We start from the raw sequence: 26,413 nt of genomic DNA, 5'->3' as shown, positions 1-26,413 counted from the left end.
TCTCATTTGGAGGTATTCTGCTAAGGATTTTAGCGCTGGCAAGGTCAGAAGGGTATGTCTTTTTTATTCTACCTAGGTCAGCTGGAGGAAAAGAATGACAGCATTAAGTGTATCTGCAATACAAGTACGTGACGCCTTAGCCGCCCGTGATCTAGAAACCCCGATGACGGCTGATGTTGTAAGTCGAGAAGAAAAGAAAGAAAAAATTGAATACCATATGCGTGAGATCTTATCGTTATTAGCGTTAGATCTGACGGATGACAGCCTGGTGGAAACACCACATCGCATTGCGAAAATGTATGTTGATGAGATTTTTTCAGGTTTGGACTACACCAATTTCCCTAAAATTACAGTGATTGAAAATAAAATGCACTGTGATGAAATGGTGCGTGTAAAAGACATTACATTAACCAGTACCTGTGAACATCATTTAATCACCATTGATGGTAAAGCGACGGTGGCTTATATTCCTCGTAGTAAGATCATTGGTTTATCTAAAATTAATCGTATTGTGCGCTTCTTTTCTCAGCGTCCACAAGTGCAAGAGCGTCTAACGCAACAAATTCTAGTCGCATTACAAACACTACTTGAAAGTGAAGATGTTGCGGTTACTATTGATGCTACCCACTATTGTGTTAAATCACGTGGTGTAATGGATGCAACTAGCGTAACAACAACAACCGCTTTAGGTGGGATTTTCAAACGAAATCCAGCCACGCGTGCTGAGTTTCTAAGTGGCATTCGTTAAGCATTATTTACCGCTATAAATGATTGTTATATAAATGCCTATCGATAGTTTATTGATCGGCATTTTTTATTTTTATCCTAGAGATAATAAATGGACTTAATTAAGCTATCCCGCATTAGCATGAAGCATCTTATTACTCTACATGTAATGCTAGATACTCTCAGTGTGACTGCGTGCGCACAACGACTTTGTGTCAGCCCATCGTCAGTCAGTAAAACATTGAGTCAATTGCGTGATACGTTGAATGATGAATTATTTTATCGCAATGGTAATCGATTAGTTTCAACACCATTAGCTCGTCGTTTAGGGCCAATGGTGCATCAGATGATCAGTGATATGAATCAGATCATGACTCAGGAAGAGTTTGATGTTGCTAATTATGCCGGCAGCTTTTCATTGTCGATGCGAGAAAGCACCTTTGAATTAATTGCCGCACCTTTGTGTGAACATATATTAAAACTTGCACCGAATATTCGGTTAGATATTTGGTCTAAAGATAATATTGGTGTCAGTGGTTTAGCAAAAGGGGTGTTGGATTTTATTATTTTGCCTCATGATCTTAGCCAGCCACCGAATATCGATAACAACTTAGTTTGGGAAACCTTATTTACGGATGAAATGGTGTGTTTAATGTCACCTGAACACCCGTTAGTGACACAATCACTGACGATTGATGATTATTTACAGTATGATCATATTGGTATTGTTGATAATGATCTTAGTGTGCCATTTTTTGAAATACAGCTTATTCAGCAACATCGTAAGCGGAAAGTCATGGTGAATGTGGCTGATTTTGGTGCTGCGGCGACACTGTGTAAAACAACTGAGTTATTGTTTACTTGTTCAAAAAAATGGGCAGAAGTGGCAGCGCAAGCACAATCATTGATCATGAAAGAACTACCGTTTAATTATGGTCAAGTAGGGTACAGTTTAGTGTGGTATCAACCAAGCATGAATGATCCTGCGCTGCGGTGGCTGTATCAGCAAATTACAACGGTTGGACATAAAATCGGTCGTTATACATAAACCATTGGCAGAATTAGATTAGTGATATTACGTTCGGTTAGCTGCATTGCTAATGTTTCAATATCGGATTTGTTACAGGTTACCCAGTTTAATGATTCACCTGTTACACCATGATGTTGAAACGCATTAAGTTTTATACGGATATCATCACCTAAGGTTGTTAAGTAAGCTGCAACGTCATCGATATATTGTTCATAATCGGTGATCCCAGGGATTTGCAATAACCGTACTTCGTATAATTTTTGGTGTTGACTTAACCAAGAAATACTCGCCAATACTCGGTCATTATCACGGCCGGTTAGCCACCGATGAGTGGTATTGTTCCATGCTTTTAAATCAATCATCGCCCCATCAAGATAAGGGGAGACTGATTGCCATCCTGTAATGCTTAAACTACCGTTACTGTCGATCATGCAACTAAGATGTTGCAAGCTGGGATCGGATTTAATCGCCTTAAAAAGGGCAATTATATACGGTAACTGTAATGTTGCTTCACCCCCTGTTACTGTAATGCCATTAATAAAGAATATGTTATCTCTGATCAATTCCAAGGTATCAGTGACTGTTAACGGGTGTGTTTTTGGTGTTGATTGTTTATTACACGTGGTTAAGCATGCATCACACTCAGTACAGGTCGTCATATTCCATACTACAAACGGTTTATTGTTTTGTGTGATAAGTTGCAATGATTGCGTTGGGCAGCTTGGTACACAATCACCACATTGATTACACATATCAATTGTTTGTGGATTATGGCAGTTTTTGCAGCGGTAGTTACACCCCTGCAAAAACAGCACCATACGATTACCTGGCCCATCAACACATGAGTAGTTCAATATTTTGCTGACGGTAGCAGAAATCATAGTAGGTATTCTTCATTTATTTTGATGGGTAAACAGGTGACATTTCACGGCTAACAACACGTGGTTGGCGCTCTAGAATATGTGTGTTTTCTGATGCTTCAGTTCCTAACCAGGTTGTATTTGTTCGTGAACCTTGTTGTTTGAATTTCGCAATATCAGATAACTTAACCATGTAACCAGTCACTCGCACAAGATCATTGCTGGCAACGTTAGCCGTAAATTCACGGAAACCTAACGCTAATGCACCTTTACATAATTGCACTAATGCGAGTGGATTGTTCTTGATAGTTTCTTCAATCGTTAAAATTTCACTGATACCCGATGTATAGTATTTATGGTGTGCTGCTAGCGCCTTAATATGAACCACTGGATCCGGTTCGGTGCCGTAAGGAATACGAATGCCTGGTGTAACGTCGTGATCGCAACTAATACCCCCTTGCGAGTGTAATAATGCTCGACCATTGAAACCGTATTTCACTGGGGTTGTTGTTACAATGTCACTTAATGTTTCACTGATTTTTAATCCGATGGCATTCGCATCTTCATTATGGCCATATTTTGCCGTTGAACCTGATTTCTCCATCAGTATATTAACGGCCTCAGCCATACTGAAAATACCAAACATTGGCGCAAATCGATCTTCATAAATTAAACCTTCGGTGGTTAAAAAACCGCCAAAGAAGTTTGATTCTTGATGTAAGAAAGTTGAGCGTGCATCAATAAGTTCAAACATCAATGCACTGTAATATGGCAGGGTTGCTGTTAGAAAGTCGTCAATGCTATTACTACGTAGCGCGACTTCTTTTAAACTCATACGTACTAATGTGTTTGCACCACCCGCAAGCGGAAGTGAGTTATAGCAACTTACAATACCGAATCCTTGTTTGCCAAAAGCATCTGAGAACATTGGATAGTTAGCGATATGTGGCTTACTGCACTCACAGATATTATTACAGGCTTGTTGTAGCAGGCTCTCTGGCGTGATTGTTGGGTCATACATAAAGGTTAAATTAGGTGTGACTTGTTTAAGTTCGGCATCAATAGTTAAAATCAGACGGCAAACAATGTTGTCTGTTGGGCCAATGTTGACGTGCATAAAGGCATCAGGGAGGGTGCGATCTAGCATGATCCAGAAGTTTTTTAGCTTACGGTAAAGAGCCTCTTCGCTAATGTCGCTAACAAAAGGCAGTAAGATTTGATCGAGTTGACCAAGGTAAACGGGTATATTAGTGACTGACGGTACATGATGATAAATAATAGTCAGTAAGTTGATGGCTTCATCTAAATTTGTCGCAGGTGCCAGTTCTAGATATTCTGAACCTTGCTGTAAAAATTTAGCATAATCTGGAAGAACATATCGAGGCTTGAAAGGAGCATTACCTTCAAACATGTCACAAATAATCCCAGCATTTTTTGCCGCTGCAACATTGGTAGATATTGGTATATAATCTACGAGTGCTTCGGCCTCTAATGACAGAAATAATGTTTTTTGTTTTGTACTTAACGTTGCATCAGTAATGATATTTTTAATTTTAGTTTGTGATGTCATTGTTATGTTCTTCTTATCTCCATAGGTTTTATGTGGCTAATTTAACGTATACCTATTGTTTCCAGAAGTGAAAAAGAAAGAATATTGCTTTTCTTAAATGGAAATCCATGAAATGTGATTCTTTGAATAAGAAAAAAGGGATAATTAAAAATTGCTAGTAACATATTATGTAAGGCAGGTTCGAAAGCTTAATTATTGAGCTGATAATCTACTGAAAAATGAGATTTTTATTTTTTTCACATTGATATTTGTTTTTAATAAAAGAATGTTTTTTTAGCTGTGAAGTGAAATATTTTTGTTTTATTTCAGTTAAATCAAGGGATTATTTTATTTTTCTGGTAGTTCTTAAGATAAAAAATCATGATATGGCATAATTAATTTTTAAATTTTCATTTTTTGAATTGTATCATTTGTCAAAATTTGTCTAAATATACCCAGTTAGTTTTTTATGAACTATGGATTGCCGTCATTGCATATCAATAAGATAAGCTGTAATGCTAGGTATGGTGTTTTTCGTTCTATTTTATAGGTAAGGATCGCTTTGACGATGTTTAATCCTCAACGTGTTGTTGCTAAACGTGTAAGTAAACTCTTAATGTTATCGCTGATGGTACCCGGCAGTGTTTTTGCGGCTGAGGTTAGTCCTGCTGTGCCACATAATGTCGCTGCTGTTGCACAAAATAATGTGCCAATTGTAGGCGCTAGTACTATATTGCCTAAAGTCGCTGTTGATGAGCGAAAAGCACCGTTAACAACGGGCAGTGTTGATTGGTCTTCATTGAATAATCAGCATTTACAAAGCACAAAGATGTTATGTGGTGATACGACAAGTAACGTTTGTTTCGCATCGCAAATAGAACAAGCTTATGCACAAAATAAGTTTTATCCTCTTTGGAATACGGTAGCATTACGTAATGAACTAGCATTACAACTACAAGTGCTTGCTGACAGCAAGATGCTACCAGGTATTGCACAGCGTTTAGCTGAAATGAAGCAACTTGAACAAGACGGTAATCTACGTGGCTATGATTTATTAGCGACAGATACTTACTATGTTTATCGTGCCTTCCAGAATTATATTGCTCAACATCGTAGTGTTTTATTCTTGTCTGAGCCTGTCAATATGACCCATAGCATGTTGGAATATGCGAAAGGTGATGATGCATATCCAATGACGATGGCTAAATTAACAATGTACCGTCCTACATATGTTGATTTTGAACCGACCATAAAAGTCATTCAAAAATTTGAAAATTTAGCACCGCATCTTTTAACAACAGCAAGTTTTAAAAGTGTATATCGCCAAGGTGCTGTATTACCAAATGGTCATGAAATTGCCCAAGTTTTATATCATTTAGGTGATATGTCAAAGGCAGATCGTGATAATTTGCTAGCCCAGCCAACAATTACTAATACAGGTGTAATGTTTAATAGCATTAAGACGTTCCAAAAACGCCATGGTTTAAGTGTTGATGGTATTGTTGGACCTGGTACAGTTAAACAGTTAGTTATGCCTTATAGCGATATTGCGCGTGTTCTTGCATTGAATACCTTACGTTTATCTGCTTTAAATCGTCATAACGATACGCGTGCTCATATCTGGGTAAATATTCCAAACTATAAATTGGAAGTATTTGATAACGGTAAAAAAGTCTTTGAGTCTAAAGTTATTGTCGGTCGTGATACGCGTCCAACAAACTTATTCTCATCTGCGATCACAACCATGGTCGTTAATCCATATTGGAACGTGCCAATTACAATTAAACAGCATGATGTAATTCCGAAAGTGAAAATTTCTCGTAATTACTTGAAAGCGCATAATATGCAGATTCTAAATAGCTGGCGTGATCGTACTGTTATTTCACCAAGTAGTATTGATTGGGCGACAGTAAACCCAAAAACATTCCCTCATGAATTCCAGCAAGGTCCTGGTCCTCATAACTCATTGGGTAATGTGAAATTCTTAATGCCAAATGATTATGCTATTTTCTTACATGATACGCCTGCTCATGGTCTATTTAGCCGTAATAAGCGAGACTTAAGTTCTGGTTGTGTTCGTGTTGAGCGTGCTGATGATTTAGCAAATTATGTTATTAATTATCAAAATCGCAGTAATATTGCACCCTTTAAAACAATGCTAGATACCAAGCAACATAAAGTAGTGAGCTTATCTAAGCGTATTGATGTTGATTTTGTATACTTAACAGCATGGGTTGATCAAGATGGTCACCTACAAATGCGTAATGATATTTATGGCTATGACTCACCACAAGCTAAGCCAATTAAAGCTAAATTCATTACGATGAAAGATTTTATTAAACACTAAAGTAGTATTGATTGCGTAATATGTAAAAGCCAGCACTTAGATGCTGGCTTTTTTATGTGCGAAAGTTGCTTACTCAAGGTAGAATTTAGTTATTATTTTAAAACAACATAGTTAGGGTGTCGTGATCTGCGGCACAATGGGAACGTAATGTTAAAAGCTATTTTTTTAGATATGGATGAAACCTTATGTGCGACATCAGTTGCAGATAAACAAGCATTGGCGACGTTAAAACATTATGTTCAATCACAGTTTCCGACATTGAATGCAGATGTTTTTTGCCAACGTTATATCGCTGGAATTTATAAACAGCTAAATAGTGAATTTCCGCAATTAGTGGTGCTATTAGATAATGAATTACTGTTTCGTCAAACATTAGTACAAACATTATTTACTCAGCAACAGATAACCCTTTCTTTTGAGCAAGCTGTCGCTATTCAAGCAGCATTTGATAATGGTCGTATGGCTGGATTTGATTTCTTTCCTGAAGTTAAAGCGATGCTCGCAACGCTACGTCAGCAGTATAAGCTGGTGGTGATCACTAACGGTCCTGTTTTTTCTCAATATCCTAAACTTGCCGCCACAGCAATGGATCAACATGTAGATCATATTATTATTGGTGGGGAAGAAGCGGAAGAGAAACCTGCATTCAGTATTTTTAAAAAAGCATTAGATTTAGTGGGCTGTGAGCCAAGTGAAGTTCTACATATGGGAGACTCATTAGCAGCTGATATTGCTGGTGCAAACGGGGCGGGTATTGCTAGTGTGTGGATTGATACTGGCAAGGAGAGCGATCATGACAAGCTTTCGCAAATCACACCATCATATATTGTGACGCAACCACAACAGCTCTTGAATGTGGTAACGCAACATTTTGCTTAGTAAATAGTTAACGATTATAAAGTAAACAATAAAAATGCCACTGGTTATCTATTTTAGTTAACAGTGGCATTTTTTATTTAATCAGTAATTAGCAGTAATTATTGTTCAATTGTTTCAATATTACGTGTTTTCCATAATGACGCACTGATAGCAATTGTAATGGAAAGAATGATTACGCAAAGTGAAATCAAAGTTGGAATCGCATACGGTGAACCAACAAGTAACATTTTGATACCAATGAAGCTTAATATAAATGCCAACGCAACACGTAAATAACAGAAGCGGGTTAACATGCCTTCTAATACAAAATACAGTGAACGTAAACCTAGTAGGGCAAACACGTTAGCAGTAAAGACTAAGAATGCTTCTTGGGTAACAGCAAAAATTGCAGGAATTGAATCCAGTGCAAACATTACATCTGTTAGTGAAATAACTGCGACTACAACTAACAATGGTGTTGCTAACCAGCCTTTATCATCTTTAACAAACATTTTATGATCATGATAATCATCTGCGACTCTAAAGAAGCGTTTTACAATACGTACAGGCGCTGAATTTGAGAAATCTTCTTGTTCTTCTTCACCTTCACGCCAAAGCTTAAAGCCTGTGTAAAGTAAGAAAACAGCGAAAATATATAGGATCCAGTGATAGTCAGCTAATAGTTTTGCACCAACGCCAATCAAACCTGCTCGTAAGAAAAGAGCACCAACAATACCCAACATTAGGATACGAGGACGTAAACGTTCTGGCACCGTAAATTGACTAAAGATTAAGGCAAAGACAAATAAGTTATCAACACTTAGAGATTTTTCTAATAAGTAACCAGTAATAAACGATGTTGCTGCTTGTTTATTTGTATATGTGCTTTCTGGTGCCATTTGTGGCCAATATAGATAAATAAAGCCCATAAAAATAAAAGCCAAACATACCCAAAAAACACTCCAAAGTGCCGCTGTTTTAATTGATATTTTACCGCCACGTGTTTGGTACAAATCCAATGCAAACATTAATACTGTTAATACAGCAAACCCTTCATAACTAAAAATACTCATAGAGTTCTCTCTTTTATATAAATATCGAGTGCATTAATTTATTACTATTAGTCTTGTTGTTTATTTAACGATATTTATGAAAATCGAGTCAAATAAAACAGTACTCATAACAATGTATTATTGCACAAAATAAAATACGAAAGGTATCCCATAGGCGAGCCTAAACAAAACCTTCCGCACATTAAAAAAACCCATGCAATTATGTTGCATAGGTTCGATTACATTTTTATGTAAACGATAATGGCATTGGTCTCGTCAAAATGGTGCTAGCAGTAGTGTCTATGGTAGACAAAAGTTACTGCGAGCAAATCCACTTACGGCTGCCGGAAGCGTATGGCTTCGAGATGACGACAGGCGAACAATTGTGACTACTCCCCAAACGAGGCAATTTTAGACTTGTAGACGGTAAGTTACCAGTCGTTTTTATAGTTAATTTGGGTCAATATCTTAAATTGTCCTAATTTAGCGCAATAAGATGTAAAGTAGATGAATAAAATGTCGTTTAATTGTTTTGTTTTATCGCACTTATAGATAGTGTATTGAAAGGAAACTAAAAAAAGTATTCGGTAGATGGTGTATTGGGTTGAGTTGTCGTCGTATAGAGGCACGATGTAAATTATGACTATTAGCTATTTTTTACAAATTTAAATTGATTTTATAGATTATGTATTTTTTAGAGGGTATTGGTTGCTTCTTATATGTTAAATAATTGTTTTTATGGTATTTTTTATGTGTGAATTTGTAGGTGGCGCGTGATATTTGTCACATATTTTAATTGTGATATATACAACTAAAATTAGTATAGACGTATAGTAATTACTCGCGTTAGGTTATCTAGCGGTGTATCAATTGTATTGAGCACATACGATGTTTCTGACTAAGGATAGCTATGGAAACAGTAGTTGAGAAGGTTATAGAAAAGGATGTGATTTTTGATTACACAGAATTTCTATCTAAATCATGCCAGCAACGTTTGTCATTTATGGATGCCATAAAATATTTAATCCCATCATTTGAAGTGATAATAAACACAACAGAGAATAATCATTTATCTTGTGCTGAGCAATTAGAAGCTAAAGCATTAAAAGTGTTATCAAGTCATGCTAGTGATACTAATAACTTAATTTTATTATTATATTTGGCAAAACAAGAAGGCATTACACAGCTTATTGTTTATATGCCATATTCTCTTGATGAACAGCAATTAACTGAATTGAATAATAGAATAGAAGGTACTATTGAGTTTATCAAAGGTAATAGTGAACATTTATTGTTTATTTTAAATTAAAGTGATTTATTAAAAAAGGTGACGATTATCGTCACCTTTTTGTGCATTATTTTTCTTATGTGATAGTGTGTTTATTTACCAGAATAACCATGTGAATATAGTTAAGAATATAATACAAACAATATTTAAATAAAATCCGACTCGCATCATTTCACTTTGTTTTATATAACCAGTACTAAATACAATCGCATTGGGTGGTGTAGCCACGGGTAACATAAATGCACAAGATGCACTAATAGCAATTAATGCCGCTAATACAACAGGTGAGACTCCTAATGCTTCTGCAACCGTTGCAAAAACAGGAACTAATAAAGCAGCACTCGCAGTATTACTTGCAAACTCCGTAAGAAAAACCACAAAAATAGCCACAGCAAGAATAGTAAGTAAGAGCCCTGCTTGGTGCAACATATCACTTAGCGCGGTTGCAAGGAATACACTTGTTCCTGTTGCTTTAAGAATATTACTTAAGCAAATACCGCCACCAAATAATAATAGCACGCCCCAATCAGTTGAATTTTTAATATCTTTCCATTCAACAACTCGTGATACTGCAAGCATGATAATGGCGCTTAACGCGACTAATGTATCAAATTTAGCATATCCGCCTAAAAAAGCATTCACAGGCTTACTGAAAATCCATAAGGCCACGGTTACTATAAAAATAAGCATAGTAATTAATTTACCGTTACTCCATTGAATTGGATTGTGATTAAGTTCAAATTGGTGGTTTAGATCTGGTTTTAATATTACATACAATAGGGCAACGGTAACCGGTAATAGAATAATGGTAACGGGTACGCCAAAGGCCATCCATTCAGTAAAACTTAAACCCACTTCAGCCGCTGCAATCGCATTGGGTGGACTACCAACAATGGTTGCGATACCACCAATACTGGCACAATAAGCCGTACCTAATAATACAAAAACATAGGTTTTATGGCCGCTTTTAGTATTCACTTTACTTAAAACACCAAGCACAAGTGGCAACATCATTGCTGTGGTAGCGGTATTACTGATCCACATCGATAATCCTGCAGTTACACCAAATAACATAAATACAGCAACAGACATACGGCCTTTGGCTGCAATGAGTACTTTATCGGCTATGACTTGATCGAGTTGTTGTTTATGTAGTGCTGCAGCAAGTGCAAATCCTCCTAAGAATAAGAATATTATTGGATTAGAAAAACTGCTTAAGGCTTTTGAAGTATCAAAAACACCAAATCCCACGGCTAAAAGTGGGACGAGTAGAGCAGTAATACTGACGTGAATGGCTTCTGTTAACCACATTATAGCAATGAAAAATAAGATGCTTAAGCCAATCACAACATTACGTTCAAAAGGTAATGTATTGAGAAGAATGATCATCAGTAAACTATTGCCAAGTAGGATTAAGCTATTTCTATTGAATAACCAATGTTTGAGCGTGAGTTTGAGGGTTGTCATAGGTGAATCTTCCATATATTGAGGCTAGATTATTTTTATAGTTAGCTTTAATAAGCGGAAATGATAATACGTTGTGTAGTGGTAGTATTAATGTGATAGAAGTATGTTAATGCGGTATGATTGTTTGTTATTTATTAGCGTTGTGATTTTATGTTTCTCTGGGTAATATTTTTTGGAGAATATTTATTGCGGCAATATCGATTTTTATCATTATATAATTTTGTGAAAAGATAAACAGTGCTGTATATTTTAGTTTATGTTAACATCTCAAATGCAACGGAGTGCTTATTGTGGTGGCTAATAAACAATGAAAGAAAAAAAGATCTGCTTAACTAAAAAAATTCATAAAGAGGCTCAAGAACATATACGATGTGTTCGAAAACGAGTACTTGATAAAATGAAGAATAAACAACGGGTTAATTAATATTTTTAATAAAGCCAATTAAAAGCCAGACGCATTATAATGTGGCTGGCTTTTTTAGTGCAGCATGATTATGGCATGGAAATTGTATTAACAGCTGAAGATGGTGTGATTATCTTAGAATTTTTAGGTGCTAGATCTTCTTTAGTTACTGAAACATCTTTAATTGTAGATTGAATAGAGTGTTCAGTCTCAGGTTTTAATAATGGATCAATAATCGGTTCTTTCGGACCTAAAAATTTAGGTTGTTCGTGTAAAATAAAGAGATCAATCATTGCTTTGACACGAGCAAAAACTTCACGTACTCGAATTTTAAAACTAGCCATACCACGTTGAGGTTCTTTAACCGCTAAACAGGTGGCGTTTATATTATAGTGATCAGCAATAAATAGCGCTCGTTCACAATGAAATTGCTGGGTAATAATAACAAAACGGTTAGTATCAAACACTTCTTTGGCTCGAACGACAGAATCAAGCGTACGAAAGCCAGCATAGTCTAATACAATCTCATTTTTAGCAACGCCAGCCTTTAATAAATCACGTTTCATTGTGCGTGGTTCATTATATGAGCGATGTGCGTTATCACCACTGACTAAAAAGACATCAACTTTATGCTTGTTATAGAGATCGACCGCAGCAGACATGCGATAGGTGTAATAAGGGTTGAGGGTTTTAGCGATGTACTTACTGGTGCCTAAAACTAATCCCACTTTATACGCGGGTAGTTTTGCTGGGTCATGATAAATTTGACTTTCAGTTTGTGCTGAAACCCAACGATCAAGTAATAATAACGTTGCAATAAAGATGATAAAGAGAACTGCAGTAATGCGAATAATGTTGAGCAGTTTCATAATTATCCAAACTAAAAATATAATGCTTTATTAATATCTTACCTTAATAAATGATGTTTTTGTTTAAAAAAGCGAAAACAGAAGAGCGAATAGAGCGAGTTTGTGGGTTTTGTGCGCAATTTCATGCATTAAAGTGCTTTAAATGAAAATCCGAAGTGTTATATCACACTTCGGATTTTAGAAATGAATGAATACTTAATTAAAATGAAGTACGTTTATAACGACGGTATCCTGATTTCCAGAAATTAGCGTCAATTTTCTCACGAATACGTTCATCTGAATGTTTAGGCGCATTATGCTGCTCGACGGCTTTTTTAGCCACAGCAAAAGCAATTTTACGTGATACTTTTTGAATATCTTCAAGTCCGGGAAGTAGTGGGCCTTCACCGTGAATCGCTAATGGTGAGTACTCAGCTAAAGCACGGCTACTTTCCATTAACATTTCATTAGTAACTCGACGAGCATTAACGGCTAGCACGCCTAAACCAATACCAGGGAAAATGTAAATATTATTACATTGAACAATTGGGTAGGTTTTACCTTCATAAACAACAGGAGCAAAGGGTGAACCTGTTGCGACTAATGCGTTACCTTCTGTCCAATGAATTAAGTCAAATGGTGTTGCTTCAACTCGACTGGTTGGGTTTGATAGCGGGAAGATAATAGGACGTGGGCAGTGAGCATACATTTCACGGATCACTTCTTCACTGAATAGTCCTGGTACACCAGAAACACCAATCAGTACGGTTGGTTTTGCATTTCGCATAACATCTAATAATGAAATGTTGTTATCCGATAGTTCCCAATCTTTAATATTGGTGTTCTTTTGGATCAGTGCTTGCTGGAAGTTAAGTAGGTTTGGCATGTTTTCAACTAACAAACCCCAACGATCCACCATATAGACTTGGCTACGTGCTTGAGCATCTGTAATACCATCAGCTGTCATTTGCGCGATAATAGCTTCTGCAATACCACAGCCAGCAGAACCTGCACCTAAGAAAGCAATACGTTGATCAGAGAACTTAGTGCCAGCGGCTTTACATGCTGCTAATAATGAACCAACAGTGACCGCCGCAGTGCCTTGAATATCATCATTAAAACAACATACTTTATCTTTATAACGCTCAAGTAATGGCATCGCATTTTTTTGAGCAAAATCTTCAAATTGAATTAATGCTTCAGGCCAACGATGTTTAACGGCTTGAATGAAATCATCAACAAAGTTGTCATATTCAGCGCCCGTAATTCGAGTATGACGCCAACCCATGTACATTGGATCAGACAGTCGTTGTGGGTTATTAGTACCTACATCAAGTACAACCGGTAAGGTGTAAGCCGGGCTAATACCACCACAAGCGGTGTAAAGCGATAGTTTACCAATAGGAATACCCATGCCGCCGATACCTTGATCGCCTAGGCCTAGAATACGTTCACCATCGGTAACCACAATGACTTTTACATTTTGGCGTGAGGCATTGTTAAGCATGTCTTCAATACGATCACGGTTTGGGTATGAAATGAATAATCCACGACCGCGACGATAGATATTTGAAAAATCTTCACAGGCAGAACCAACCGTCGGTGTATAAATGATCGGCATCATTTCTGTGATGTGATTTTCTACAAGGCGATGGAAAAGTGTTTCATTAGTGTCTTGGATATTACGTAAGTAAATGTGCTTATCCATATCATTATCAAATTTCTGATATTGCTTATAAGCACGTTCTGTTTGTTCTTCGATTGATTCAATAGCTTCAGGAAGAAGACCTTCTAAGTTGAAGAACATACGCTCTTCAATAGAGAATGCGCTACCTTTGTTTAATAGTGGCGTTTCAAGAAGTATTGGGCCAGCATAAGGAATATATAGAGGTCTTTTATTGTTATTCATACGATAAACTCTGTTGCGATTAAGCCAGAAAATGGACTAAGAATTACTCTGCTGTTAATGCTAGAACTTCATCGCTAAGAATTCAAAGGGTAGAGTGATTTATTTCGAGAAAGGGATCATGTTTCTGATGTTTATTTTGTTAATAAGTAAAAATATGACGGTGTTTTATGATAACCAATCGTTTTTAAAATAAAAGCCCTTGAATAAGAGCTTTTATTTTCAAGATGAGATAAGTGTCATTATTGCTAACACAGCAGGCTCATCTTGTGACTATTTTTTGCTACACGTATCAATAATGCCAAGGGAACTTACTGAAATCTTTATCGCGTTTTTCAAGGAAGGCATCACGACCTTCTTGCGCTTCTTCCGACGCGTAAGCTAAGCGGGTTGCTTCACCGGCAAATAATTGCTGACCGACAAGACCATCGTCTGGCAGGTTAAAGCCGTATTTAAGCATACGCATTGCAGTTGGCGATTTACTGTTAATTTCTTTCGCCCAACATAGTGCTTCTTCTTCAAGCTCAAAGTGATCAACTGCTTTGTTAACCATACCCATGTCATAGGCTTCTTGAGCGCTGTAGTTAAAGCCACAGAAGAATATTTCACGTGCACGTTTTTGACCGATCATTTTTGCAAGGTATGCAGAGCCATAACCTGAGTCAAATGATGCTACATCAGGGTCTGTTTGTTTAAATACCGCATGCTCTTTAGAAGCAAGGGTTAAGTCACAAACAACGTGTAAGCTATGACCGCCGCCAACAGCCCAACCAGGAACAACCGCAATCACGACTTTTGGCATAAAACGAATAAGGCGTTGTACTTCAAGGATATGCAATCGACCCATACGCGCAACATCAGCCGTACCAGCATCAGCGCCTTCGTATTTATAGCCATCTTTACCACGGACACGTTGATCGCCACCTGATGAGAAAGACCACTGTCCTTTATGAGATGGACCGTTACCTGTAATTAATACACAGCCTACATCTGACCATTGACGAGCGTGATCAAGCGCAGTGTAAAGTTCATCGACAGTTTTAGGGCGAAAGGCATTTAAGCAATCAGGACGATCAATGGCAATACGTACTGTTCCATGCGCTTTAGCACGATGGTAAGTGATATCTTCAAAGTTAAAGCCTGGAACGGTTTCCCATAATTCAGGGTTAAAAATGGTTTTGCTAGTCATACGGCACAGCCTCCATAAGTTGATGCTGTAAGGCTAGGGAGTTACAGCAAAAAGTCAATTATTGTAGCGGTAAACTGACATATTTACTGAAATTTAGTGTTGATTGTTTATGGAATCAACAACTATGACGGCTAGCCAATGACAACATCGTTGAATATTGTCACAATGACAACGTCAGAATCAGTAATAGATTGAATTATGTACGCTTCATTGCCTATCGATAACCTTAAATCCGATTTTTTAGCCGCATTATCTCAGCAACACATTGTGGTAGAGGCTGAGACTGGCTCAGGAAAGTCAACCCGTTTACCGTTGTGGGCTGCTGAGTTAGGTCGAGTCTTAGTCGTGGAACCGCGACGAGTTGCTTGTACTTCATTAGCTGACTATCTCACCACAAAAACCGCGAATCCACAGCAAATTTCAGTGGGTTATGCGATTCGTTTTGAACAACATTTTAATGCTGATACACAAGTCGTTTTTGCGACACCAGGGGTTGCATTACGCTGGTTAAGTGATGATCAGTTAGCCTTATTTGATACTGTGATCATTGATGAATTTCATGAACGGCGTTGGGATACTGATTTACTGTTAGCATTATTAAAGCAGCGGCAAAGTCATCGTTTGGTGGCAACATCTGCCACTATGGATAGCGAACGGTTAGTGGAATATTTAGCGGCGACGCATTTGTATGCTACTGGGCGTAATTTTAAGGTAGATGTTTATCATCAAGCGAATGATACCCAAACCATGCCCAGTGATGATCATTTAGATCAACGGATTGTTAAATTGATCAGTCAGCATTATGCCGATCATCAAGATATCTTAGTATTTTTACCCGGTAGAAAAGAAATAACGGCGGCTACGCAAGCATTGAGTCGTTATTTTGCTGCTGCCATTGCCGCCGATGAAATGGATGTGATCCCGCTACATGCTTCTGTTACCGATGATGAACGTCAACGGGCATTAACTGCAAGCAATAAGCAACGTATTATTTTAGCGACCAATGTTGCTGAAACATCACTGACAATTCCAGGTGTTACGCTCATTGTTGATTCAGGGTTAGAGCGTCGTACCCACCAGCGTAATGGTCGTACGGTGTTATCACTACATGCAATTTCAAAAGCCAGTGCTGAGCAACGTAAAGGCCGTGCGGGTCGTGTGAAAGACGGTGTTTGTTTACGTTTATACGGTAAAGCGGCACCACTTGAGCGATTAACGCCCGCAGAATTACAACGTGAAGAGTTAGTTGAACCCTATTTAGCTGCGTTGTGCTGCGAAGCTAAATTTTCACAATTAGCATTTATTGATCCTTTGCCAGAAAAAACGTTAGCGAGTGCGTTTCAAACATTACAAACGATGAAAGCGGTAACGGATGATGAAGTGGTGACCGATTATGGTCGACGTTTATATCAACTACCGATTGACAGTTTATTTGCCCATTTGATTACTGCAATGCCTGAGCGCCGTCATCAAGAAGCAATGGTTGACTTAGCTGCTGCATTATCGATTCCGCAAAAACTGTGGCAGCCTCCTAAATCAGAACAAGATCAACAGGCGTTATTTTTATGGTTAGGGCAACAATATTGCGATGCGACAGCGTTAATTAAAATTGTAAGGGCAGATGTTGTCCCCGAATGGCTAACCGTTGATGACAATATGCGCGCAGAAGCACGACTATTGGCAGCAAAAATGCGAGAGGTGCTGCAATTACCTCAACTTGAGGCTGCTAGTGCTTTTCGTCGTCAACCGTGGATAGATGCTGTTATTACCGCTGTGCCTGAACTTGTTTATGTGCGTCGAGAGCGGCGACGACAAGCTTTGGGTAATGGTTTTAATGAAGTGACCTTAAGCCGTGATACTTTATTTGGTATTGAACATGATCAAGCAACAGAAGCTGCGATCGTGTTTGATCAGTTTGCATTACCCGGTAAGGGCATTAAGCAAAACCTCGTGTTAGCAACGTGTATTGCACCTGTGACGCTGTCACAAATGGTTGCGCTTGATCTTGGTGAAAACCAGCAAGGGCAAACCGTTGAAACCAGTAAGGGTCATTTTCAAACCGCGATTAAACGAGTATATGCAGGGCGAGTAATCGATACACAATGGCAAGATGTTAGCGGTGGTGCGGCAGGTACTGCGATTGTTGATTTGATTTTAGCGAATGAAGTATTAACGGGGTTGGCAACTCGAATTGTCACCGATATTCAACAATGGAATTTGTACCTTGGATTAGGACGTTATCAAGCGGATATTTGTCAGCGAAAGCCTGAAATTGTTGATGCGGCAATGTGGCTATTACAACAAATTGAAGATCTTGGGATTGAAACGATTGATGATATTGCTTTGTTCAGTGCTGATGATTTTGTGTTTGATGGCATTCCTGAATGGGAACGGGAAGAATTTGATAATCAATATCCACACAGTGTGAATTTAAATGATTTTGAGATGCGAATTGAATATCAGATCAGCCGTAAAACGGTGATTGCGCATTATCTTCAAGGTAATCGTAAACAAGATCCTAAGCGGTGGGAGTTACCGCGTTGGCAAGGGTGGCGAATTAAATACAAAAAAGCCAGTCGAACAATCGATATTCATTAATGGTTATTTAATTTATCTGTTTAAACAACAAGACCACGATAGCGAATATCTACCGTGGTCTTGTTTTATTAATGATCAGATTAGAGAGTAATTCATGCTAATCATTGATTGGATTATGACGTTAGTTTACCTGCATTGAGTTTAGCGCGAATATATTCAGAGTGATCTAAATAGATCAAGTCAGACACTTGTCTGATCACTGCTTCCTCTTGAGGATCAATTACACCATCGGCATAGGCTACTTGCCACATTGCTTCAATTAATTGATAACGTTGTGGTTGTGATAACTCACGTAACTTATTGGTGAACTCATATAAAGACACTGAATTCTGGCTTTGCTCTTGTGCTTGGCTAAGTAAGATTGTTGCCTGTTCTTCTGTGGTATCAAGCAGTTTAATTAACAGTTGCACTTTAGCTTGTTCTTCTCGTGGATCACGATCATGGTCGGCATTCGCCACTTCACATAATAATGAAGCCATCGCTAAGTTAAGTGCTGGCGTATCTACTGCGCCCGCACTTGCACTTTCATTCATAACTTGTCTAAACAAAGTTCGTAATGTTGAAAACATTGTGGCCCTTATTTTGATGATAATTACGTATAACTAATGTCTAAGTTTATATCGATATACGATATAAATAAAAGTCACTAAAAATACGTTTGCAGTTTTATCTGTTATATCCACTTGCGACGATAAAATAGTGCCAGTTGTAGTATCAACACTCCGGCTAATAATCCACAGAAGATTGAAAATGACAAATGATCCTCGGCTCCAGGAATACCATCAAGATTGACGCCAAATAAACCAGTAAGAAAGCCAAGTGGTAAGAAAATTGTTGTGATCAAAGAAAGAAAATAGAGCCGCTGATTTAAAGTTTCTGATTGTAGGCTCATTAACTCTTCTTGGGTCACATTAGCGCGTTCGCGAATAGCATTAAGATCATCAAGCGCATGACTGATTTTTTCATCAACTTCATGGATTTTTTGACGTTCAGCTAAAGATAGTAGTGGGGTGTCGATAGTAATTAATTTGGCTAATGCATCGCGTTGAGGTGTCATTGAATGGCGTAACTTTACCGTTTCACGACGTAATACAGCGATATTATTGCGTAATTTCATATCGCTATCGGTCATCACTTGCTCTTCAAGCTCTGTTAATTGCTCATCAAGAGTATCAATCACCGTCATTTTATGACTTACCAAATGATCACATAAGCTTAAAATAAAGTTACCAATAGTTGTGGGTCCAAACCCCCCGTTAATATGATCTGCGATACGCGAGATAGCGACAACTGGTTGATTAGAGGTGGTAACAATTAGGTTTTTAGTAAAATAACCACGAATAGAAACCATGCTATCTGACGGCTTATTTTGGGTGTTTTTATCAATATCAATGCCGCGTAATGCCAAGAAAAAGCCATCTTTGGTTTGATTTAATCGTGGTCGTTCTCGATCATTGGTCAGGGAATCTTTTTCGATGTCAGGCAGCTGGCTTTGCTGGATCCATTGCTGTGCTTGTGGCTGGGTATAGTTGAGATGTAACCAAAGGAGACCATCCGTGGATTGCCAGTTATTAATTTTATCAAGGGTCAATGCGGGTTTGGAATGATCGCCATTAAGTCGATAACAGTAAGCAAAACAATTTGGCATGGTGGATCCCTTTAATAGCGCTAAGTACTTAAGTCTTATTTATTTTATACCTATAAGCTTAACCGATATAAGCCACCGATAGAAAATAAAATATTTGATGGTTATTGATTGAGCAGTTGACGCTTAAGATTCACTCTGAAACCGTGATCTGAACTGACGCGGGCTAAAAGAACTCCAGCGTTTAAAACGGGTACTAAAATTGGTTGGGTTTGGATAACCACAAAAATCACTGATATGTTGAATTGGCCATGACGTGGTAGTTAATAAACCTGCGGCATGTTCCATACGTAAATGTGTTAAACGCGCCATGGGTGCTTGACTATAATATTGCTGACATAACCGGTGTAAATGTGGCTCAGAGCATGGATATAAAGCCGCGAGATCCTTTACTTTCCATGGATGATGTAATTGTTGTTTTGCGTGTTGAAATACACGTTCTAAACGTTGTAATGCTAATGGTGAATGAGGCGAAGTGCGATGAGTAACCAATAAGCACAGTTGTTCAGTGATATTACTGGATAGTTGATCCGCAAGGGGATAGCTCAAACACAGTGCTTGGTGAAGACAACCGATAGTTTGAAATAATAATGGGCCTGATTGGGTTGGATAATAAGTTATCTCATGAGGTAAACGTTGATCCCAATAACTTTGTTGTTCAAGCATTACCCACGCCATATCCCAAATAAGATCAGTATTCTCGGTTGGGTTGATATCAAACCCGTTCTCATACCCAGGTGGTACATAAATCACATAGTCAGGTTGTAAATCCCATTTTTTGGCTGGAGTGCTAAGTATACCGCGGCCTTTGAGGGTAAATAGCAACATGTGCATATCAGGATTACGGCGGTAAAGAGTAAACGCTTCTTTGCCATAATTAATGCCGCATTGAATGATGTGTTTTTGTTCGAGGGCTAATGATTGCACTTGGTCAATAATGATTGATTGGCATTGTGGTGAAATATTTAAATGTTCAAACCATGCCATTAAAAGTCCTTATTTCATTAAAGTTGATAGTTTGGCAAACGTTTTTGATGGCTTAGAATAACCGTAAATTAACAATTTTAGGTATGATCATTGTCACAAGGTAACCGTTAATTGAGTATTTAATTATGACAACATGGCGCACATCAGCAGATAGAAATTTTTGGCAAAAAACATGGCGGTTAGCATTACCTGTTTCTATGCAGTCAATGCTATTTGCATTACTGGGTTTAGTTGATGTGCTAATGGTGTCAAAACTGGGTGAATCACCAGTCGCGGCTGTGGGTATTGGTAACCGTATTTTCTTCTTTAACTTATTGCTGGTGGTCGGTGTCAGTGGTGCGGTTGGAGTATTAGCCGCTCAATATTTTGGTGCTGGCAGAATGGACGGTGTGCGTCGCACCTTATTGCAATCTTGGGTGTGTGCGATTGTTTTTACGTTACCTTTTGCGATTATCTATCGTTTATTTCCACAACAAATTGTAAGTGTTATTAGCGATCAGGCTGATTTTGTTATGCATGCCAAAGACTATTTGTACGTTTGTGGTTGGAGCATAATTTTTACTGCGATTGTTGTGCCATTAGAGGCGGCTTTGCGTGCTGTTGGTGAAGCAAAAATGCCCACCTATGTTGGTTTGGTGGCGGTATTATTAAATGCGACTTTAAATGCATTATTGATTTTTGGCTTATATGGCTTTCCTGAAATGGGCGTTGCTGGCGCAGCATTGGGAACAACAATCTCTCGTGGTATTCAAACGGTGATTCTTTTGGTAGCAACGTATTATCGTCATCGTGAAATCTTACCTCTAGCGATTGATATTGATACAGCTAAAACACCACAAGCACGTAAACGTTATTTAACCATCGCATTACCGATGATCATTCATGATGCAGGTTGGGCTATGGGGGTTTTAGTTTACAGTTTTATTTTTGCCCAGTTAGGTGTGACAGAGCTTGCAATCATTAGTTTGTTATCACCGATTGAAGGGGTACTTATTTCCGCCTTTATTGGTTTTTCTGTGGCCGCTTCAACTATTTTAGGGCATGAATTAGGCGCTGAAAATTACCAACGAGCTTGGCATCAATCATGGCTCTTTATTGGGCTAAGTGTGTCGATGGCCTTTGTGTTGGGTATTACGATTTGGCTAGCAAGTGACACGGTAAGTCTATGGCTACAACGGGCAGATACACCAAACTTAGCCATGTCGTTAAATGTAACCATGGTGCTTGCTCTTGGGCTATTTTTGAAAGTGTTTAACATGGTGGGTATTGGCGGTGTATTACGCAGTGGTGGTGATATTAAATTCAGTATTTTCATTGATTTGTTTGGACAATGGGGCATAGGAATTCCATTGGCTATCTTCACTGGGATATTTCTTGATTGGCCTTTGCATTGGGTGTTAATAGCTATTTTGGCTGAAGAAGTGGTTAAGGTGGGTTTAACGGCTTATCGTATTCGCGGACGGAAGTGGTTAGCTAATTTGATTAATGATACCGACCCAGTATTAATATCGGCCTAGTTGTTATTGCTGTTTATAAGCAAGATATAGCCCATTTGTGTGTACTCATAAATGGGCTTTTTTTATGGCAGATTAGGACGTTGTTGGTAATTGTCTTTTTAGCGCGCTGCAATGGCCTGATTTTGTGATAGAATTAACAAAAATTTTGTAGTATTTCTATACTCAACACATGCTTAAGCTTGCAGGTTGGGTTTTACTTAGTCATTGAAAAGTCAGGAATAACATTGAGTCAGTCTAACCAAACTCAACCAGACGTTTTGAATAATGAAAAAACGTTAAAAGCCGCGATTAAAGATTGCATGATGCGCGATCGTTTTCGATTGCACAAACGTGTGCAAGGTGCGGCACGAATTAAAAATGAAAAAGCCAAGCACGCGGTATTTGATGAAATTGCGTTAGATATTGCTAAATCGATGCAAATGGTGGAATTACGCCGTAATCATCGTCCTAAAATCATTTATCCTGCTCAGTTACCTGTTAGTCAGAAGAAAGACGACATTGCAGAAGCCATTAAACATAATCAAGTGGTTATTGTTGCCGGTGAAACAGGCTCGGGTAAAACGACTCAGTTACCGAAAATCTGTTTAGAACTGGGCCGTGGTACACACGGTATGATTGGTCATACTCAGCCTCGTCGTCTTGCTGCTCGTACTGTTGCAACACGTATTGCCGAGGAAATGGAGTGTGAGCTAGGTTCGCATGTCGGCTATAAAGTCCGATTTAATGATCAGGTTTCTGATCGTAGCCACGTTAAGTTAATGACTGATGGTATCTTGCTGGCTGAAATTCAGCATGATCGTTTTTTAAGTCAATACGACACCATCATTATCGATGAAGCGCACGAACGTAGTCTTAATATTGACTTTATCATGGGTTACTTACGCGAATTATTGCCTAAGCGCCCAGATTTAAAAGTTATTATTACATCGGCAACTATCGATCCTGAGCGTTTTTCAAAGCACTTTAATAATGCTCCGATCATTGAAGTTTCAGGTCGTACCTTCCCAGTAGAAGTGCGTTACCGTCCTGTTATTGAAGATGGCGATGACACTGATCGTGACCAACTTGATGCGATTTTTGACGCGGTTGATGAACTGTGCGATGAAGGCATGGGCGATATTCTGATCTTCATGAACGGTGAGCGTGAAATTCGTGATACCGCAGATGCATTAGAAAAACGTAATATACGTCATACCGAAGTATTACCGCTGTACGCGCGTTTATCTGCTAACGAACAAAATCGAGTGTTCCAGTCACATGCTGGTCGTCGAATTGTTTTATCAACCAACGTTGCTGAAACCTCGTTAACTGTTCCTGGGATCAAATATGTTATTGACCCCGGTACTGCACGTATTAGTCGTTATAGTTACCGTACTAAAGTACAACGTCTGCCTATTGAAGCAATTTCACAAGCCAGTGCAAATCAGCGGATGGGTCGTTGTGGTCGTGTACAAGAAGGTATCTGTATTCGTTTATATTCTGAGGATGATTTCTTATCACGCCCAGAATTTACTGATCCAGAAATTCTACGTACTAACTTAGCGTCAGTTATTTTGCAAATGACGGCGATTGGTTTAGGTGATATTCAAGCCTTCCCATTTTTAGAAGCACCTGATAACCGTAATATTCAAGATGGTATTCGTTTGCTGGAAGAATTAGGCGCTATTAATCCTAAGGCAACCGATCCTCGTAAACGTTTATCAAATCTTGGACGTCAGTTAGCACGTTTGCCGATTGATCCTCGTTTAGCGCGAATGGTATTAGAAGCACCTAAAACAGGATCATTACGTGAAGTGATGATCATTGCTTGTGCGCTATCCATTCAAGATCCGCGCGAACGTCCATCAGATAAAAAGCAACAATCAGATGAAAAACACCGTCGTTTTTACGATAAAGACTCTGATTTTGTCACGTTTGTAAACCTATGGGATTACATTCAAGAACAACAGAAAGAATTATCCAATAACCATTTCCGCCGTTTGTGTAAGAAAGAATACTTAAACTACTTACGTATTCGTGAGTGGCAAGATATTTATTACCAAGTTAATCAAGTTGTTAAAGAGCTTGATTTAAAGATCAATGGTAATGAAGCCAGTTATGACGGTATTCATATCGCACTGTTAAGTGGTTTGCTATCGCATATCGGTATGAAAGATCAAGAGAAGAACGAATATCAAGGTGCGCGTAATGCTCGCTTTAATATCTTCCCAGGATCAGGCATTTTCAAGAAACAGCCTAAATGGGTGATGGTTGCTGAACTGGTTGAAACCTCACGCTTATGGGGACGCGTTGCGGCAAAGATTGAGCCTGAATGGGTTGAACCTTTAGCTGAGCATTTAATTAAGCGTAGTTACAGTGAACCTCACTGGGAGAAAAAATCAGCGGCTGTTCATGCGTTTGAAAAAATCACCTTGTATGGTATTCCAGTGGTTAGTCAACGCAAAGTTAACTACGGTAATATTGATCCTGCGTTATCTCGTGAAATATTCATTCGTTCAGCATTAGTTGACGGTGATTGGGATACTAAGCATAAGTTCTATCAGCAAAACCGTAAGTTATTGCGTGAAGTTGAAGAGCTTGAGCATAAATCACGTCGTCGTGATATTTTGATTGATGATGATGAGTTGTTTAACTTCTACGATCAACGCATTGATTTAAGTGTAACGTCAGGTCGTCATTTTGATGGCTGGTGGAAGATAGCATCAAAAGAAAATCCAGAGCTGCTTAACTTTGAACGTGAAATGTTGTTCCGTGGTGATGCAAGCCATGTTACTGATCTTGATTATCCTAACTTCTGGCACCAAGGAAACTTGAAGCTTAAATTAAGCTATCAGTTCGAGCCGGGTGAAGATAACGATGGTGTGACAGTGCATGTACCACTAGCGATTTTAAATCAAGTGAAGCCTGATGGTTTTGATTGGCAAATTCCAGGTTTACGTCATGAGTTAGTGGTTGCGTTAATTAAATCGTTACCAAAACCGTTACGCCGTAACTTTGTGCCAGCTCCCAATTATGCGGATGCTTTCCTTGCGCGCGTGACACCGTTAGAAATGCCGTTACTTGATGCGCTCGAAAAAGAGTTGAAACGAATGACAGGTGTGACCTTAATTCGTGAAGATTGGAAATTAGAGCAGATCACTGATCACCTTAAGATTACCTATCGTGCAGTTGATCATCACAACCGTAAGTTACGTGAAAGTAAAGATATCTATGGCTTAAAAGAAAACTTGAAAGAAAAGGTACAAGAAACCTTATCGCAAGTGGCTGATGATGATATTGAGCAAGAAGGTTTGAAATCATGGACCTTTGGTGCGTTGCCTGAACGTTATCAACAAAAGCGTGGTGGGTTTGAAGTTAAAGCATTCCCTGCATTAACCGATAACAAAGATTCTGTTGGTATCAAACTGTTTGAAACTGAAGAAGAACAACATAATGCTATGCAAGCGGGTCAACGTCGTTTGATTTTATTAAACGTACCGTCACCGATTAAATACTTGCATTCAAATCTACCAAATAAATCGAAGTTAGGTTTGTACTTTAATCCGTACGGTCGTGTGCTTGATTTAATTGATGATTGCATTGCGTGTGGTATTGATAAGCTAATCGAACAAAAGGGCGGTTTAGCTTGGCAGCCTGAATCTTTTGAAGCATTAAAAGAATATGTTCGTGCAGAACTTGGCGATACGGTGGTTGAGATTGCTAAGCAGGTAGAAGAAATTCTAACAACGGCATTTAATATTTCTAAGCGTTTAAAAGGCCGTATTGATTTACGTATGGCGTTTGCTATGTCGGATATTAAAGTACAAATTGAAAGTTTAATATTTAAAGGTTTTGCAACTGAATGTGGTTGGAAGCGTTTACCTGATATTTTACGTTATATGCGTGCCATTGAACGTCGTATGGAAAAACTGCCGATTGATCCTAATAAAGATCGGGTTCATATTCTAAAAGTTGAGTCAGTAACTAATAATTATAAAGAGTTATTGAATAAGATCCCGAAAGGGCAACCCGTACCTGATAAAGTCAAAGAGATACGTTGGATGCTTGAAGAACTGCGTGTGAGTTTCTTTGCTCAACAGTTAGGTACGCCTTATCCGATTTCTGATAAGCGGGTTCGTAATGCAATTAATGAGTGTTAATCAC

General features: G+C 38.4%; 18 protein-coding genes. 8 read left to right on the top strand and 10 right to left on the bottom strand.

Going from position 1 to position 26,413, the window contains the following annotated elements; all coding sequences use genetic code 11:
• Positions 1–94: 94 nt before the first annotated feature.
• Together folE and CIK00_RS10150 are read left to right on the top strand one after the other, a co-directional pair.
• On the top strand, positions 95–748 hold the full coding sequence (folE, locus tag CIK00_RS10155) for a GTP cyclohydrolase I FolE (RefSeq protein WP_045038241.1): 654 nt from the start codon (positions 95–97) through the stop codon (positions 746–748).
• Positions 749–838: 90 nt separating this feature from the next.
• The gene (locus tag CIK00_RS10150; protein WP_101768756.1) at positions 839–1,774 is read left to right on the top strand and encodes a LysR family transcriptional regulator; all 936 of its coding nucleotides are present in this window, start codon (positions 839–841) and stop codon (positions 1,772–1,774) included.
• On the opposite strand, the gene CIK00_RS10145 is transcribed toward CIK00_RS10150, so the two are convergent.
• Positions 1,765–2,637 (bottom strand): YjjW family glycine radical enzyme activase, encoded by an 873-nt coding sequence (locus CIK00_RS10145; protein WP_101768755.1) that lies wholly within the window; start codon positions 2,635–2,637, stop codon positions 1,765–1,767. The two genes, CIK00_RS10150 and CIK00_RS10145, sit on opposite strands and share 10 nt — an antisense overlap.
• 16 nt (positions 2,638–2,653) lie before the next feature.
• Positions 2,654–4,186, bottom strand: a complete 1,533-nt coding sequence (locus tag CIK00_RS10140) for a YjjI family glycine radical enzyme (RefSeq protein ID WP_101768754.1) — start codon at positions 4,184–4,186, stop codon at positions 2,654–2,656.
• Between the two features lie 547 nt (positions 4,187–4,733).
• Here CIK00_RS10140 and CIK00_RS10135 point away from each other — a divergent pair.
• Complete coding sequence (locus CIK00_RS10135; RefSeq protein WP_101768753.1) at positions 4,734–6,512, top strand: L,D-transpeptidase family protein; 1,779 nt, start codon at positions 4,734–4,736, stop codon at positions 6,510–6,512.
• 147 nt (positions 6,513–6,659) lie between these two features.
• A complete protein-coding gene (locus tag CIK00_RS10130) occupies positions 6,660–7,391 on the top strand; it encodes an HAD family hydrolase (protein WP_101768752.1) in 732 nt (243 codons plus the stop codon).
• A gap of 98 nt (positions 7,392–7,489) precedes the next feature.
• Here the strand turns inward: CIK00_RS10130 and CIK00_RS10125 are convergent, their stop codons facing one another.
• Positions 7,490–8,443 (bottom strand): TerC family protein, encoded by a 954-nt coding sequence (locus tag CIK00_RS10125; RefSeq protein ID WP_101768751.1) that lies wholly within the window; start codon positions 8,441–8,443, stop codon positions 7,490–7,492.
• A gap of 889 nt (positions 8,444–9,332) precedes the next feature.
• Between CIK00_RS10125 and CIK00_RS10120 the strand changes: the two genes are divergently transcribed.
• Positions 9,333–9,731: a hypothetical protein gene (locus CIK00_RS10120; protein WP_101768750.1), complete on the top strand. Its 399-nt coding sequence runs from the start codon at positions 9,333–9,335 to the stop codon at positions 9,729–9,731.
• Positions 9,732–9,806: 75 nt separating this feature from the next.
• Here the strand turns inward: CIK00_RS10120 and CIK00_RS10115 are convergent, their stop codons facing one another.
• The 4 genes from CIK00_RS10115 to CIK00_RS10100 form a co-directional block, all read right to left on the bottom strand.
• On the bottom strand, positions 9,807–11,177 hold the full coding sequence (locus CIK00_RS10115) for an SLC13 family permease (RefSeq protein WP_101768749.1): 1,371 nt from the start codon (positions 11,175–11,177) through the stop codon (positions 9,807–9,809).
• Positions 11,178–11,669: 492 nt separating this feature from the next.
• On the bottom strand, positions 11,670–12,449 hold the full coding sequence (locus tag CIK00_RS10110) for a SanA/YdcF family protein (protein WP_101768748.1): 780 nt from the start codon (positions 12,447–12,449) through the stop codon (positions 11,670–11,672).
• A 199-nt stretch (positions 12,450–12,648) separates the two neighbouring features.
• Positions 12,649–14,337 carry an NAD-dependent malic enzyme gene (locus tag CIK00_RS10105; protein ID WP_101768747.1) on the bottom strand — a complete coding sequence of 563 codons (1,689 nt, stop codon included), beginning with the start codon at positions 14,335–14,337 and terminating at the stop codon, positions 12,649–12,651.
• Positions 14,338–14,626: 289 nt separating this feature from the next.
• Positions 14,627–15,523 (bottom strand): 1,4-dihydroxy-2-naphthoyl-CoA synthase, encoded by an 897-nt coding sequence (locus CIK00_RS10100; protein WP_101768746.1) that lies wholly within the window; start codon positions 15,521–15,523, stop codon positions 14,627–14,629.
• A gap of 198 nt (positions 15,524–15,721) precedes the next feature.
• Here CIK00_RS10100 and CIK00_RS10095 point away from each other — a divergent pair, with 198 nt between their 5' ends.
• Positions 15,722–18,121 (top strand): helicase-related protein, encoded by a 2,400-nt coding sequence (locus CIK00_RS10095; RefSeq protein WP_101768745.1) that lies wholly within the window; start codon positions 15,722–15,724, stop codon positions 18,119–18,121.
• A gap of 113 nt (positions 18,122–18,234) precedes the next feature.
• Here the strand turns inward: CIK00_RS10095 and CIK00_RS10090 are convergent, their stop codons facing one another.
• The 3 genes from CIK00_RS10090 to CIK00_RS10080 form a co-directional block, all read right to left on the bottom strand.
• Positions 18,235–18,690: a tellurite resistance TerB family protein gene (locus CIK00_RS10090; RefSeq protein WP_101768744.1), complete on the bottom strand. Its 456-nt coding sequence runs from the start codon at positions 18,688–18,690 to the stop codon at positions 18,235–18,237.
• 104 nt (positions 18,691–18,794) lie between these two features.
• Positions 18,795–19,769 (bottom strand): zinc transporter ZntB, encoded by a 975-nt coding sequence (locus CIK00_RS10085; protein WP_101768743.1) that lies wholly within the window; start codon positions 19,767–19,769, stop codon positions 18,795–18,797.
• Positions 19,770–19,892: 123 nt separating this feature from the next.
• Entirely contained in the window at positions 19,893–20,753 is an 861-nt protein-coding gene (locus tag CIK00_RS10080) for a helix-turn-helix transcriptional regulator (protein WP_101768742.1), read from the bottom strand.
• A 125-nt stretch (positions 20,754–20,878) separates the two neighbouring features.
• Between CIK00_RS10080 and CIK00_RS10075 the strand changes: the two genes are divergently transcribed.
• Together CIK00_RS10075 and hrpA are read left to right on the top strand one after the other, a co-directional pair.
• Positions 20,879–22,270, top strand: a complete 1,392-nt coding sequence (locus CIK00_RS10075) for an MATE family efflux transporter (protein WP_101768741.1) — start codon at positions 20,879–20,881, stop codon at positions 22,268–22,270.
• Between the two features lie 257 nt (positions 22,271–22,527).
• Positions 22,528–26,409, top strand: coding sequence for an ATP-dependent RNA helicase HrpA (hrpA, locus tag CIK00_RS10070; RefSeq protein ID WP_373322844.1), 3,882 nt, complete (start codon positions 22,528–22,530; stop codon positions 26,407–26,409).
• Positions 26,410–26,413 lie beyond the last annotated feature (4 nt).

The sequence above is a fragment of the Photobacterium carnosum genome (assembly GCF_002849605.1).
Classification (GTDB): Bacteria; Pseudomonadota; Gammaproteobacteria; order Enterobacterales; family Vibrionaceae; genus Photobacterium; species Photobacterium carnosum.
This window is presented reverse-complemented; position numbering and strand designations above follow the sequence as displayed.